This window comes from Pseudomonas asuensis (assembly GCF_014646755.1).
In the GTDB taxonomy this organism is placed as follows: domain Bacteria; phylum Pseudomonadota; class Gammaproteobacteria; order Pseudomonadales; family Pseudomonadaceae; genus Chryseomonas; species Chryseomonas asuensis.
Window position 1 is genome coordinate 50,930 of the sequence record NZ_BMNW01000005.1, and the last position, 13,071, is coordinate 64,000.

The following is a 13,071-nucleotide window of genomic DNA, read 5'->3' on the forward strand; positions in this document are numbered from 1 at the left end:
CACTTCGGGCCTTCTTTACCACTGCCACGACACGCCGAGACCAACAGACTGCTGGACATCATCCTCACGGCTCTTGCGGTAGGAGTAGCTCGCACGCAGTACCACGTCGTCGGTCAGCTGCTGGCTAATTCCTACCGACGCACGATCCAGCCGATCAGAGGGGGTATAGCCCTGCAATGTATAGCTCAGCCCAGGCAGATCAACTTGTGACATCGTAAGATCCTGGGTGCCATCCTCGAACTCCTTTTCCCGGGCGACCTCTGCAAAGACCTGTGTTCTGGTCGTCAGCTCGAATTGGCCCTGCAAGCCAGCACCCAGACGGCGTGAACGACGCTTCTGATCATCGACATTCAGTGCTGTCGCCCGATTGCTCTTTTCTGAATAGCTATCCACCGTGATCCGGGCATAATCGGCACTGATGAACGGCGACAGATGCCAAGCGCTTTGTGGCTGAGCCAAGTCAAAGCCCAGCCGCCCACTCAGTGCCCAAAGATGGCCATTGGTATCGCCTTTTTCGCTGCGCTCGGCCGAGCCCAGGGCAAAGGTACGTTTGAGGTCATTGTAGTCCAGCCGCCCACCCGTTAAGGCCAGGTCAGCCCACCAATGGTTTTGCTGATATTGCGCGAAGGCCGTAGCGAAGTAACTGCGCAGATCATATCGAGAGTCGGCAGCACCCACTTCCAAATCCTGCTTGTAAACGCCTGCTGCCACACCCACTCGCCAACTGTCATTCAGGCGGTAACTTCCCCCTAGATCCAGGCTGTAGCCTTTCCCATCACCACTGACGCTGCTGGATTGCCCATCAAAATCCTGGCTTAACCCACCAGGGGATACAAAGGAATTCCATGTTCCGACCGCCTGCCAATGATTGCGGTCGCTTAGCCATTGCGAATACAGCTGGCCTTGATGAGCCGTTAGCGAGCCGTAAGCCATTTCTGGAAGCAATGTCAGCTCCCATGGTGCTGTCAGAATTGAATAGCCATAGTCCGCGATCAGCCGCTGTCCGGTGATCGTGGGGTGTACGCGATCGTTATAGAGCAGCTGTGTCGGATCAGGATTGGCGCTGTCAATGCCATATGTAGCGTTCTGCTGTGTGCACTCATCGAAACAGGTCGCCGTCAGGTTCTGGTTCGCAGCCAGGCCATAAGGGGCGGGATTTGCCAACACTTCGCTCAAAAGCCGCGGCACGTTTAAGGGGATAATTTGCGCATCAATGGTCGAAAGCTGCGATACAAGCTGATTATTGAACACCGTGCTCAGCTGTGAAGCCCCTGCTTGCTGTGCGGTTCCGCTCAAGGCAGGCGTCAGTCCGATATCAGGCAGTAGCCAGACCATAATGTAGCGAGCGCCAGCCTGCTGCAAAGCACTGGCACTGGCAGCCAACTGATTAGCAGCAGCCTGGGCTGTAGCAGGCGATGTAACTACGCCCTGAAGGAAGTCATTGCCGCCCCCCGTCAAATAAAACAGTGCGTTGGCATCCAGACGTTCGCCCCTATTCGCCAAGTCGACCAGATAGCCATCCCGGCTACGAAGCGTCAGGCCGTTGGTGGCGACGACCGAGCCGTTCTCTTCGGTGATAGACGCCAGGATCTGATCGGTTCGATAGCCGCCTACGGCCCAGTTGTTACCCTCTGGAAGGCCGAGGATAGAATTGATGAGCGACGTAGAAGGCCCTAGCTCCTGGCTGGAAAAACCTAGCCTGCCGCCTAGTAGCATGACACTGGTCGGTCCGACTGGCTCACCACTGCCCGGCTGGTAGGTGGGCCCTACCCGGTTGGTAAAGCGCAGCGAAGAGCCCAGCGGGCCGTTGAGGTCAGGAAACTGCCCTGAATCGCTCAGGCTATCGCCAAAGACGACCAGATGACTGTAGGGGTTAGGTGCAGCGTGAGCCGCGCTCGCAAGAGAAATTGCGGCGCATAGGGAAGCAAGAGCGAGACGACGGACTGACATGGCTTATCCTTAATCTTGTGAGGTCAGTTCTGCTGTTTTGCAAGCGACCACAGCCTAGACCAGGATTTAACGCCATGCAGCCCGCTCATTAACACGCGGACTGCAGAAAGAGAATTAGCTCACGTGAAGTCACTCAACGCTGGCATTTACCGCAATAGACACTGGCGCGCTGGCCCAACCGTATCTCGCGCAGGCCAGAGCCACAGTTCTTGCAGAACTCACCCGCCCGGCCATAGACAAACAGCTCTTGCTTGAAATAGCCCGGCTTGCCGTCGCCGCCCACGAAGTCCCGCAAGGTCGTACCGCCTGACTCGATAGCGAGTGCCAGAATGCGTTTGATCTCCTGAGCCAAGCAGTCATAGCGCGCGCGGGAAATACTGCCCGCCGCCCGACGCGGATCAATACCCGCTGCAAAGAGAGCTTCAGTCGCATAGATGTTGCCAACGCCCACCACAATGGCGTTATCCATGATAAAGGGCTTTACCGCCATAGAGCGGCCACGGGACATCTCATAAAGCCGGCTGCCATCGAAAGCATCGGTCAGCGGCTCCGGCCCTAATGACTTGAGCAACACATGGTCCAGCGGTTCATGGGACCACAACATGGCGCCGAAGCGACGTGGGTCGGTGTAACGTAGCGAAAGGCCTGATTCCAGCTCGATATCCACATGCTCGTGCTTAACCGGAGGCGTACCAACCGGCACCATTCTCAGGCTGCCCGACATGCCAAGGTGGGCAATCAGCGTACCCGCTTCGGCACGAATCAAAAGGTACTTGGCGCGCCGCTCGACCGCCTCGATTTTCTGGCCGGACAGGCGAATATCCAGATCTTCCGGAATCGGCCAACGCAGTCTGGCATCACGAATGATAACGCGGGAGACGCGCTGTCCTACCAGATGTGGGGCAATACCACGCCGGGTCGTTTCGACTTCAGGTAATTCAGGCATTCAGCCCTCGACAGAAAAAACAGTCCAGCCTTAGAAATGGATGTGCCCTAGCCCCATTTCAAGGATGTTGTTCTTGAGCATATCGAAGTCATACTCGGACAGGCCGATATAGTCCAGCACCTGACTGCTGACCAGATTCCATTCGGCATCCTGAGCCTGGTTACCCAGCACGCGATAGCAGCCACAGATATGCTCGGCCATTTTCAGGATGGCTAGCAGGTTTTTCATCGGCACAGTGCCAATATCACCTTCGACAAACACCCGATGGGCATTGTGATGATTGGAAATAGTATCTGCGACATGTGCCGGTAAACGCCATGAGCGCGCCGTGAAATAACCGACAACCGCATGATTGGTGCTGAAGTATCGATTTTCCGTATCCACAACGCGCATCTCAGGCCCAACCCGTCCATAGGCCTCCTCTAACACTTCCATGTAATCCGGGAAGCGTCTCAGCATCAGCGGTATGCCGCAGTTATGAAAGAGCCCAAGGGCGTATGCTTCATCCGGCGCCTGGTATCCCGTCCGCTTGGCCAGCGTCAGGCAGGTTTCCGCCACATCCTGAGCGGTGTCCCAAAATCGATTGAGCGTCACAATGGTCTCATCGCTCATCTCGCTCTTGATGGACTGAGCATTAATGAGATTGACGACGGAATTGATCCCCAAGAGGTTGACTGCCCGCTGGATGGAGGTGATCCGATTGGCCAGGCCAAAACAAGGCGCATTGACAAGTTTGAGCAGCGCACCTGCCAAACCAGGATCCTGGCTTATCAGTTGAGCAATGACTTTAAGACTGGGGTCAGGAGTAAGCTGCTCAAGCTGCAAATCAACCATGATCTGTGGTTGAGGCGGGATGGTTATTCCCTGAAGGGCTTGGCGAATCTGCTCGGGTTGAAGCTCTAGCGACATGAATCAGGCACCTGTGAAGGACCTCACATTTTAGCCCACCCTTCATCGGGCAACCACTCATCGCAGGCGGAACTTGCCTGTTCTCAGGGGTTCGACTGATACAGAAGCAGTGGATACGTATCTCCACTTATCCTAGATCACATCCCTTATGGAGGTTCCATGATGGCATCGTTAGAGGGCAAAAAAGTAGCAATTCTGGTAACTGACGGTTTTGAGCAGGCTGAGCTGACCGGCCCCAAGGAAGCCCTTGAGAAGGTAGGCGCCAAGACTCACATTATTTCTGCCAAGTCAGGCACTGTACAGGGCTGGAACCATACCGATCCGGCGGATACGTTCAAGGTTGACCTGACATTCGATGCCGCCAACATGGGCGACTATGACGCAGTTGTTCTGCCAGGCGGCGTCGTTAATTCAGACACCATCCGCACCGACGCCCGTGCCCAGGCCCTTGTCAAAGAAGCGAGCACCAGCGGCAAACCGATCGCCGTTATTTGCCACGGCGCCTGGCTTCTGGTGTCTGCCGGCCTGGTCGAAGGTAAGACCATGACCAGCTGGCCCTCACTCACGGACGACCTGAAAAACGCAGGCGCCCAATGGATTGATAAAGAGGTCGTCGTGGACGGTAAGCTCGTCAGCAGCCGTAAGCCCGACGATATCCCCGCCTTTAATCGCGAGCTGATCAACATGATCGCTGCCTGATCTCCAGCCTGCCGGCTCATGGCCCGCGCTGCTTCAGCCGGGCCGCTTTTTTATCCGTACGTCTTCTTTCTTTCTATCCTTAAGGGTTGACCTTCAAGCGTGAAGGCGCCTTGCCGCCAAGGCAGGTATACTTCGCCCCTTTTTCTTGGAGTCCCTCAAATGACCATGCCCAGCCTGCGACTGAAAGCCAATGCCGAGCGCCGTCTGCGCGCCGGGCACCTTTGGGTCTACAGCAATGAAATCGACGTGGCAGCGACTCCGCTGACCAACTTTCAGGCCGGTGATCAAGCCATTCTCGAAGCAGCGGGTGGCAAGCCGGTCGGTATCGTTGCCCTGTCTCCGCACAATCTGATCTGTGCACGCCTGATTTCGCGCGATACCAAGCATGTATTGGACAAGTCCTTGCTCGTTCATCGTCTGAAAGTGGCCCTGAGCCTGCGCGAGCGTCTGTTCGACAAGCCCTTTTACCGTCTTGTCTACGGTGATTCGGACTTGCTACCAGGTCTGGTGGTAGATCGCTTCGGCGATGTCATCGTCGCGCAACTGGCATCAGCCACCATGGAGCGCCACAAGGATGACGTGCTGGCGGCCCTGCTTCAGGTGCTCAAGCCGGCGGCAGTGCTGTGGAAAAATAATTCCAGCGCTCGGGAAGCCGAGGGCCTGCCCCGCTACGTTGAGTCCGCCTACGGTGACGTACCGGAATGGGCTGCACTGGAAGAAAACGGCGTGAAGTTTGAGGCCCCTATTGTTGAGGGCCAGAAGACTGGCTGGTTCTATGATCACCGCATGAACCGCGCCCGCCTTGCGCCCTATGTTCAGGGCAAGCGCGTACTGGACCTGTTTAGTTATATCGGCGGCTGGGGCGTGCAGGCAGCTGTCTTCGGCGCCAGTGAAGTCATGTGCGTAGATGCCTCTGGCTTTGCCCTGGATGGCGTAGAGCGCAACGCAGCCTTGAACGGCGTTGCCGAAAAGATGGCCTGTGTAGAAGGTGACGTGTTTGAAGCCCTCAAAGAGCTCAAGGCAGCCGACGAGCGCTTTGATGTGATCGTGGCCGACCCGCCCGCCTTTATCAAGCGCAAGAAGGACCTGAAAAACGGCGAGGCTGCCTACCGCCGCCTTAATGAACAGGCCATGCGTTTGCTGAATAAGGACGGCATTCTGGTCAGCGCGTCCTGCTCGATGCATTTGGCCGAGGATAACCTGCAGGAAATGCTGCTAAGCAGCGCGCGGCATCTGGACCGTCATATTCAGATGATCGAGCGTGGCGCTCAAGGGCCTGACCATCCAGTCCATCCGGCTATCCCTGAGACCCGCTACATCAAGAGCCTGACCTGCCGCATTCTGCCAAGCTGATCAAGCCTCTTGGCCGTCCGGTCTTTCCGGGCGGCCATTCACTTATTCAGCCCAACCAGTCCCATCCACAACGGTACGGTAATCACAGCCAGAACCGTTGAAAGAAACACCGTCGAACTCACAACCCGACTCTCTTCAGGCGTCCGGGCAAAGGCCAATACATTAACCCCGCTCGGGCAAGCGGCCATCAGCATCAGCACACTGCGCGCTGCACCGTTGAGACCCGGAAGCCACAGGCACAAAGCCCAGACCACGAAGGGAAAGATCAACAATTTGGTTGCCGTCAGGCCCAGCACCGTGAGGCTCGGCCGCAGCCGGTAACGGGACAGGTTCACGCCCAGCACGATCAGAGCACATGGCAAGCCTGCCTGCGCAAGCCATATGGCAATTTGCCATAAAGGATCAGGCAAAGTCAGGCCTGATACGTTTAGAGCAGCACCTAGCATAAGCCCTATGATCAGCGGATTGGCAAGGCTCATTAAAAGCTCGTTTGTGCTGACCTTCTCTGTTCCGCCAAAGGCTGTATAAAAGCTCTGCATGGCAAACAGAGTCAGGCTATGCAAGGCCAGGATGGCAAATACATAGACCAGGTTTTCCGCGCCCATCAGATTGACGACCAAAGGAATACCGATCAGTACATTGTTCGAGTAGCTGGCGGTCAGCCCAAATGCTGTAGGCTCGCGCTTACGCCAATGTACGAACAGATTGACCAGCAAAAAGACCAGTAATACTGGGCCGAAATACCCGAGTAGCAACATGGGCGACAAGCCATGGCGCAAGTCCGCCTTGGCAATTCCTGTGAACAGCACCGCTGGCATGAATACCTTGAACGCCAACTGAGTCAGCCCGCCCATGGACTCTGGTGTCAGCCATCGTCTCCACCCCAATATGTAACCCAGCACAATCAGCCCGAAGACCGGCATGATTGCCAGGACAACCACCATGTACGTCTACTCCTTGCCTCAAACCATTGGGACGCCGGTTTCAGACGCCATAAGAAACCCGCAACAAGCAGGTTAGGACAATCGCAGCGGGAAGCTGAACAGCAGAACATGCAGCACATCAACAGCCAAATGCAAGGCTATGGCCATCAAGAGTCCTTTAAGCAAATCGCGTAGCTTTCCAGCATGATGCTTCCTCCAGAAAGCTACCGCTGTACAGCCCGCTAACAGAACCTTTTGCCTGACCAGGCGGACAGGTCAGGCAAGTCGCGATAAACTGTGCGGCTGCTTCTGGATGGACCAGCACCATGACTATCGCTTTACCCGCACGTGCCTGCGGTATCGACTTTGGCACGTCGAACTCCACAGTTGGCTGGCTGCGGCCCGACTCGGATATTCTTATTCCTCTGGAAGACGGCAAGGTGACCCTTCCGTCAGTCATTTTCTTCAACATAGAAGAACGCCGTCCCGTTTATGGCCGCCTGGCGCTTCACGAGTATCTGGAAGGGTATGAAGGCCGCCTCATGCGCTCGCTCAAAAGCCTGCTTGGCTCCAAGTTGCTCAAGAGCGAGACCAGCGTTTTGGGCAGTGCCCTGCCCTTCAAGGACCTGCTTGGCCTGTTCCTCGGCACACTGAAAAGCCGTGCCGAAGCCACCGCTGGGCGCGAGTTCGACAGCGTCGTGCTGGGTCGCCCTGTCTACTTTGTGGATGATGATGAAGTAGCCGACCGCGAAGCCCAGGACACGCTGGTTGCCGTGGCGCAAAAACTGGGCTTCAAGGATATTTCCTTTCAGTTCGAGCCCATCGCTGCCGCATTCGACTACGAGCGGACATTGGACCAGGAAGAGCTCGTACTGATCGTTGATATTGGGGGCGGTACGTCGGATTTCTCCTTAGTACGTCTCTCTCCCGAGCGCCGACAACTGGCGGATCGCCAATCAGATATCCTGTCAACCGGTGGCGTACACATTGGTGGTACTGACTTTGACAAGCAGCTAAGCCTTCAAGGCGTCATGCCCCTGTTCGGTTATGGCAGCCTGATGAAAAGCCAGGCGCTGATGCCAACCAGCCATTTCATCAATCTGGCAACCTGGCACACCATTAACAGCGTATACAGTCAAAAGGCTCAGCTCGCCTTGAAAGACATGCGTTACGATGCCCAGGATACAGTCGGGATGGATCGGCTATTCAAGCTGATCGAGCAGCGCGCCGGGCACTGGCTGGCTATTCAGGTGGAAAACTGCAAGATAGAGCTGACTCATGCCGACCAGTTGAGCCTGGACCTGTCGCATATCGAAAAAGACCTTTCTGCTGAACTGACCCGTCCCCTGTTCGAGGACGCTATCGCGCAGCTACTTGAGCGTATCCAGGCAAGCGTTAATCAACTGCTGGCCTCGGCTGGCGTTGCCCATGAGCAGATCAATACGGTCTTTTACACAGGTGGCTCAAGCGGTATTCCGGCGCTTCGCCAGAGTATTGATCACCTCCTGCCCCAGGCACGGAAAGCAGAGGGCGATCAGTTTGGTAGCATTGGCAGTGGCCTTGCGATTGAGGCCTTCAAACGCTACGGCTAGTCTTGCCCAGTGTTCTGCTTGAACAAGGCGGTTGAACTAGACGAATCGAAACAGGCTCAACTGGAGACTTTTCTCATGAGCCTGTTCGAGCGAGACCGCTTTTGCATACAAGGAGCACACCATGCCACTCAGCATTACCGAACTGCCAGCATTCACAGTAGTTGGCCTGGAGTACACCGGCGATGGCCAGAGTGGCAGCATCGCCCAGCTCTGGCATAACTTCACACATCGAATAACCGAACTGCAACTACCCAATACGCCCGAGCAGTGGTTTGGTCTGACGCTTAGCCCCCCGCCAGGGGTACTGCGTTATATGGCCGGCATAAAGGTCAATGAGAGCACCCCTGTACCAGAAGGCATGCGTCGCTGTGACGTGCCTGCGCAGAAATACCTGCAGTTTACGCATATCGGAACCGCCGACACGCTTCCAGAGACCTACGAATACCTTTATACCCGTGTCCTGCCTGAACGTGGCCTGGAGCCAAAGAATGCCATCAGTTTCGAACGGTACGATGAGCGCTCCAAAGGCCCGGACGACTCCAGCTCCGAAATCAACGTGTACATACCGATTTATTAAGGCTTTCGGTCAGCCCGTCACTACGTCGCCGGAGCCTGTAATAATGACACCGCCATGGGCAGTTGCGCTGCCCAGGTATGCCAGCGGTTGGCCATTGATGAAAACCGTAGCGCTACCCACAGCTACCGTGTCACCACAGGCACTGGCATCGCCAACACGTAAGGCAGGCAGGGAATTGATCAGGACATCGGGTGAGCCGGTTACGGTCGGATTAGGACCGTGGCCCGTCATGGGGCAGGCATTAACGTCAGAGAGACGAGCAGCGGGGTTGGCCATGTGCGCTTTCCTTGTGGACATGAAAGCGCACATTTTACCGCGGTTTTAGAAAAAATACCGTGCTTGCGCCTGTAAACCTGAGCGCCCTCTTAGCCGGTAGCCTGCTCCTTGATACTGGACAGGTAAGTACCTGTTGGCGGACGCTCACTGAAGTAACTGTGGATGCCGCCAAAAATGGATTGGGCCAGCGCTCTCTGATGACGCGGGTCCAGAAGCTTCTGGCTGTCCCGATCATTCGACATAAAGCCGGTCTCTACCAGAATCGACGGGATATCTGGGGACTTGAGCACTGCAAAACCCGCCTGCTCGACGCGCTTCAAATGCAGCCCTGTAACATTGGATAGACTATTTAGGACACGGTCTCCCAGATCAAGACTCGACGAAATCGTGGCATTCATGGACATGTCCAGCAGTACGCCTGCCAAGACCGGATCCTTGTTTTTCAGGATCTCGTTCGCACCGATCAGGTCAACATCGTTTTCCTTGTTGGCCAACCAGCGTGCCGTAGTCGAAGTAGCGCCATGCTCGGACAAGGCATACACCGAAGCACCTGACGCCGTACGGCGCGGCGCAGCATCGGCATGAACAGAAATGAACATGTCTGCATTGTATTTGCGCGCAACGTCCACCCGCTTGCGCAGCGGAACGAAGAAATCGTCGTTGCGCACCAGCTTGGCCTTGTATCCCTTCTGCTGATTGATCATACGAGCCAGGTTTTGCGCAATGATCAGAGCAACATCTTTTTCGCGATCGCCACGCTGGCTCAGCGCGCCAGGATCTTTTCCGCCATGACCCGCGTCGACAACCACGATGATGTCCCGCCCTTTGCCAGCGCGTGTCACAACCGGCGCGGAAGCCAGTACCGTTTCAGGCTGTAGGACTGGAATGCTGGGTACTTGAGCAGGCTTGAGATCCAGCACCAGGCGATGGCCTGCATTATTAGCAGGTCCCAGCAGAAAGCTGTCCATTGTGACGGGTTGTGAAAGCTCAAGTACGACACGAGTATCGGATGAGCCGAAAGGCGCGCTTCGAATGGAGCGCACCGGCGTGTTCTTGAGCGGCACCTTATCAAGCGCTGCCACTTGTTGCGTGTTGGCCAGATCTACAATGATCCGGTCGGGTGCGCTGAGCCTGAACGTCTTGAACTGGACAGGACCACTCAGATCAAGGACCAGGCGAAATTTATCCGAATCCAACCAGGCACGGGCGCTGGTTAGACGCTGAGGAAGCGCCAGCACTGGAAAAGCAGCGGGTAATGTCAGGCTGGCCAGGAGCAGGTTAAGCAAGCGGCGGCGATTCATGCGACCCTCTGACGTAGCAAGTGATATTTTGAAATATTATAACGACACCAATGCTGCGTATTTTTATATAACCCACGCAACATTTAAATAACTGTTTCTTCCTTTTAAATCGGAAGGATAGGCACTTTTTTTAATGTCATCTATAGATAGGCAAACAAGCCGACAGGGGGTCATTTCAACCTTTAAATGGCACTGACGAGCGTACCGAAACAAGGCGATGAAATAGCCAACAGAGATCGAATGCCCTACACGTTTAGCATCACGACCTGAGCGCAACAGGCAAGCTATTGAGTAAGCACAAGATTTAGGAAAGCGCCGTCAAAGGCCGTCGGCTTTCAGGCGAAACGCATGCTCGGTATAAAGCGCTACCGGATTGACGCCATGCCCTAGCGCTCCTGCCAGCTGATTGATGATATCGAGGTGATCAAGCGGATAATCGGACCGGATGACTTTGCCCAAATGTGAACTGAATCGCCCTACGAACCCATCATTCTGATCTGCCTCCAGCTCAAAACAGCGCGACAGCCGAACACACATGCTATGGGTAGGATCAAGCCGATTAGCGCCTCGATCCGTTAGCTCCGGCACCAGAATGCCGGACCAGGAATAGTAATGGACGTCATTAACGACAGGGGCACCCTCCCCGCCCCAGGTAGAGGGCAGGCCCTGTGGGTATTTATCGTTGAACGCGGCCATGCCTTCCGTGGTGAGCGAATCATGGCTGGCAATAGCGCTCTGCGGATAACCATTGCTACGATCCAGAAAAGCCATGAATTTAGCCATGCACTGCACATACTCAGCTGCCATATGTGCCTTCAGGCTACTGGTACGCATGGAGTACTGAAGCATATCGGCCAGTTCTGACCCGTGATTCGGACCGGCTACAGATGTGACTGATGCTACGCGCTCAGGGCGAATGGCAGCGGCGTACCGTGCGGTCAGAGCACCCTGGCTGTGGCCGATCAGATTGACTCTTTCGGCTCCGCTATCGCGAACGATATCCTCTATAAGTGCGAGAAGCTGCTCTCCCTTTACTTCATTGCTATGGGCCCCAGAGAGCCGTACTGGGTAGACCCTGACGCCAATGGATTCCAGCGCTGAAACAATACCGTACCAGTACGGATAACCTGCAATCTCCACGAAACCCAGCAGGCCATGGACCAGCACTAGAGGATAGCGGGTCAGGTGTTGATGCTCGCTCATGACACTCCCAAGGTTGCTCACTGACCAGTCAACCGTTGGACCCTGAAGGTTACGGTTGTTTCGCTTAGGGTACGCCTCTTTATTTACTACCGTTTCGTTGAACGTCACGAATTCAGTGAATTTCTGGGCAACGCCATGCTCAAAGAGGTAACCGGTCATTAACGACCTTTTAGGAGAATCATATGTATAAGAAGACGCTTGCCGTTGTTGCTCTCGCTGCCATGGCCGCTGGTTGTAGCTCAGTCAAGGAACAGGTCGATACCGCTAAGGATCGAGTTCAATACCGTGAGCAGCCTTTGGTTAGTGATGTGAAGACAGGCATGACCAAGGAGCAGGTACTGCAAATCGGCGGCACACCTTCCACACTGTATACGCGTAAGGTCAAGCCAGGCTCCTGCAACAACTATGTGCTCAACAGAGATGGCAAAGAACAGGTGTATTCCGTGGGCTTTGACAGCGCTGGTCGTGTTGACAGCAAAGGTTTCGAAACATGCGAATCGGCCGATCATTATTGATTAGACGCTTCACGTTTTCGGTACCGACCGCTTCCGGTCGTGTCATTTCTGATACGACCGGATTGCACACATGAGCAACGCCACTTTTCGTTTTTACGCACGCCTCAACAGCTTTTTACCTCCTGCTCGCCGCCAGCGGAGCTTCGCGGTGAATTGCACGCCAAATGCTACCGTCAAGCATATGATTGAGGCCCTGGGCGCTCCTCATACAGAGATCGAATTCATTCTGGTCAATGGTAAATCCGTCGGGTTCGAGTACCTGATCCAACCTGATGACCGAATAGCCGTTTACCCTCCTTTTTATCGCCTGAAACCGGATGACGCGGTTCCTTTGCGCGCTTCTCTGACAGCATTCCGCTTTATTGCAGATGCCCATATGGGAGCATTAGCTCGACTGTTACGGCTGGCTGGCTTCGATACGCTTTATTACCCAGCCATCCATGATGATGAGATTGCCAATTACTGCGCCCACGAGCCTTACATCGTCCTGACACGTGACCGTGAATTGCTCAAGCGAAGCCAGATTATCTATGGCTGTTATATCCGCCCGAATAAACCTGACCTACAGCTGCGTGAAGTGTTTGAGCGCTACAGTTTGGCCGAACACGTCGCCCCATTTAGCCGGTGTCTGGTCTGTAACGGTACCCTTCATTCTGTTGATAAAAACATCGTACTCGACCGCCTGCCGCCACTCGTACGCGAACGGCACAGTTATTTTTTGAAATGCTCCGGCTGTGATCGTGTCTATTGGGAAGGTACTCACTGGGACAATCTTCGCGCCCAGTTAAACAGCCTGCTTACCCCGACGTCCGATAACTGAGTAAGGA

The 13,071-nt window shown here is 55.1% G+C and carries 13 protein-coding genes; 6 read left to right on the plus strand and 7 right to left on the minus strand.

Annotated features, from left to right (window positions below; genetic code table 11):
• Positions 1–15: 15 nt before the first annotated feature.
• The 3 genes from estP to IEX86_RS12180 all read right to left on the minus strand — a co-directional run bounded on the left by estP (position 16) and on the right by IEX86_RS12180 (position 3,805).
• Positions 16–1,950, minus strand: coding sequence for an esterase EstP (gene estP / locus IEX86_RS12170; RefSeq protein ID WP_188866406.1), 1,935 nt, complete (start codon positions 1,948–1,950; stop codon positions 16–18).
• A 133-nt stretch (positions 1,951–2,083) separates the two neighbouring features.
• Positions 2,084–2,896 carry a bifunctional DNA-formamidopyrimidine glycosylase/DNA-(apurinic or apyrimidinic site) lyase gene (mutM, locus tag IEX86_RS12175; RefSeq protein WP_188866407.1) on the minus strand — a complete coding sequence of 271 codons (813 nt, stop codon included), beginning with the start codon at positions 2,894–2,896 and terminating at the stop codon, positions 2,084–2,086.
• A gap of 30 nt (positions 2,897–2,926) precedes the next feature.
• Entirely contained in the window at positions 2,927–3,805 is an 879-nt protein-coding gene (locus IEX86_RS12180; RefSeq protein ID WP_188866408.1) for an HDOD domain-containing protein, read from the minus strand.
• Positions 3,806–3,964: 159 nt separating this feature from the next.
• Between IEX86_RS12180 and IEX86_RS12185 the strand changes: the two genes are divergently transcribed.
• A complete protein-coding gene (locus IEX86_RS12185; RefSeq protein ID WP_188866409.1) occupies positions 3,965–4,504 on the plus strand; it encodes a type 1 glutamine amidotransferase domain-containing protein in 540 nt (179 codons plus the stop codon).
• A gap of 159 nt (positions 4,505–4,663) precedes the next feature.
• Positions 4,664–5,857: a class I SAM-dependent rRNA methyltransferase gene (locus IEX86_RS12190; RefSeq protein WP_188866410.1), complete on the plus strand. Its 1,194-nt coding sequence runs from the start codon at positions 4,664–4,666 to the stop codon at positions 5,855–5,857.
• 38 nt (positions 5,858–5,895) lie between these two features.
• Here the strand turns inward: IEX86_RS12190 and IEX86_RS12195 are convergent, their stop codons facing one another.
• Positions 5,896–6,801: an AEC family transporter gene (locus IEX86_RS12195; RefSeq protein ID WP_188866411.1), complete on the minus strand. Its 906-nt coding sequence runs from the start codon at positions 6,799–6,801 to the stop codon at positions 5,896–5,898.
• 305 nt (positions 6,802–7,106) lie between these two features.
• Here IEX86_RS12195 and IEX86_RS12200 point away from each other — a divergent pair, with 305 nt between their 5' ends.
• Both IEX86_RS12200 and IEX86_RS12205 read left to right on the plus strand, forming a co-directional pair.
• Complete coding sequence (locus tag IEX86_RS12200) at positions 7,107–8,372, plus strand: Hsp70 family protein (protein ID WP_188866412.1); 1,266 nt, start codon at positions 7,107–7,109, stop codon at positions 8,370–8,372.
• A 121-nt stretch (positions 8,373–8,493) separates the two neighbouring features.
• Positions 8,494–8,949, plus strand: a complete 456-nt coding sequence (locus IEX86_RS12205; RefSeq protein WP_188866413.1) for a GyrI-like domain-containing protein — start codon at positions 8,494–8,496, stop codon at positions 8,947–8,949.
• Positions 8,950–8,958: 9 nt separating this feature from the next.
• On the opposite strand, the gene IEX86_RS12210 is transcribed toward IEX86_RS12205, so the two are convergent.
• From IEX86_RS12210 to IEX86_RS12220, 3 genes are all read right to left on the minus strand, one after another.
• Positions 8,959–9,225 (minus strand): PAAR domain-containing protein, encoded by a 267-nt coding sequence (locus IEX86_RS12210; RefSeq protein WP_188866414.1) that lies wholly within the window; start codon positions 9,223–9,225, stop codon positions 8,959–8,961.
• An 89-nt stretch (positions 9,226–9,314) separates the two neighbouring features.
• Entirely contained in the window at positions 9,315–10,526 is a 1,212-nt protein-coding gene (locus IEX86_RS12215) for an N-acetylmuramoyl-L-alanine amidase (RefSeq protein ID WP_188866415.1), read from the minus strand.
• 318 nt (positions 10,527–10,844) lie between these two features.
• Positions 10,845–11,729, minus strand: coding sequence for an esterase/lipase family protein (locus tag IEX86_RS12220; protein ID WP_188866734.1), 885 nt, complete (start codon positions 11,727–11,729; stop codon positions 10,845–10,847).
• A 182-nt stretch (positions 11,730–11,911) separates the two neighbouring features.
• Here IEX86_RS12220 and osmE point away from each other — a divergent pair, with 182 nt between their 5' ends.
• Together osmE and IEX86_RS12230 are read left to right on the plus strand one after the other, a co-directional pair.
• Positions 11,912–12,244 (plus strand): osmotically-inducible lipoprotein OsmE, encoded by a 333-nt coding sequence (osmE, locus tag IEX86_RS12225; protein ID WP_188866416.1) that lies wholly within the window; start codon positions 11,912–11,914, stop codon positions 12,242–12,244.
• Between the two features lie 70 nt (positions 12,245–12,314).
• On the plus strand, positions 12,315–13,064 hold the full coding sequence (locus tag IEX86_RS12230; protein WP_188866417.1) for a Mut7-C RNAse domain-containing protein: 750 nt from the start codon (positions 12,315–12,317) through the stop codon (positions 13,062–13,064).
• Positions 13,065–13,071: the final 7 nt, after the last annotated feature.

Bases quoted from the DNA above. Each gene is read 5' to 3' on its own strand.
- IEX86_RS12230 (WP_188866417.1), top strand. From the start codon at position 12,315: ATGAGCAACGCCACTTTTCGTTTTTACGCACGCCTCAACAGCTTTTTA.
- IEX86_RS12180 (WP_188866408.1), bottom strand. From the start codon at position 3,805: ATGTCGCTAGAGCTTCAACCCGAGCAGATTCGCCAAGCCCTTCAGGGA.
- IEX86_RS12195 (WP_188866411.1), bottom strand. From the start codon at position 6,801: ATGGTGGTTGTCCTGGCAATCATGCCGGTCTTCGGGCTGATTGTGCTG.
- IEX86_RS12205 (WP_188866413.1), top strand. From the start codon at position 8,494: ATGCCACTCAGCATTACCGAACTGCCAGCATTCACAGTAGTTGGCCTG.
- IEX86_RS12185 (WP_188866409.1), top strand. From the start codon at position 3,965: ATGATGGCATCGTTAGAGGGCAAAAAAGTAGCAATTCTGGTAACTGAC.
- IEX86_RS12190 (WP_188866410.1), top strand. From the start codon at position 4,664: ATGACCATGCCCAGCCTGCGACTGAAAGCCAATGCCGAGCGCCGTCTG.
- IEX86_RS12220 (WP_188866734.1), bottom strand. From the start codon at position 11,729: ATGAGCGAGCATCAACACCTGACCCGCTATCCTCTAGTGCTGGTCCAT.
- IEX86_RS12200 (WP_188866412.1), top strand. From the start codon at position 7,107: ATGACTATCGCTTTACCCGCACGTGCCTGCGGTATCGACTTTGGCACG.
- estP (WP_188866406.1), bottom strand. From the start codon at position 1,950: ATGTCAGTCCGTCGTCTCGCTCTTGCTTCCCTATGCGCCGCAATTTCT.
- IEX86_RS12210 (WP_188866414.1), bottom strand. From the start codon at position 9,225: ATGGCCAACCCCGCTGCTCGTCTCTCTGACGTTAATGCCTGCCCCATG.
- mutM (WP_188866407.1), bottom strand. From the start codon at position 2,896: ATGCCTGAATTACCTGAAGTCGAAACGACCCGGCGTGGTATTGCCCCA.
- IEX86_RS12215 (WP_188866415.1), bottom strand. From the start codon at position 10,526: ATGAATCGCCGCCGCTTGCTTAACCTGCTCCTGGCCAGCCTGACATTA.
- osmE (WP_188866416.1), top strand. From the start codon at position 11,912: ATGTATAAGAAGACGCTTGCCGTTGTTGCTCTCGCTGCCATGGCCGCT.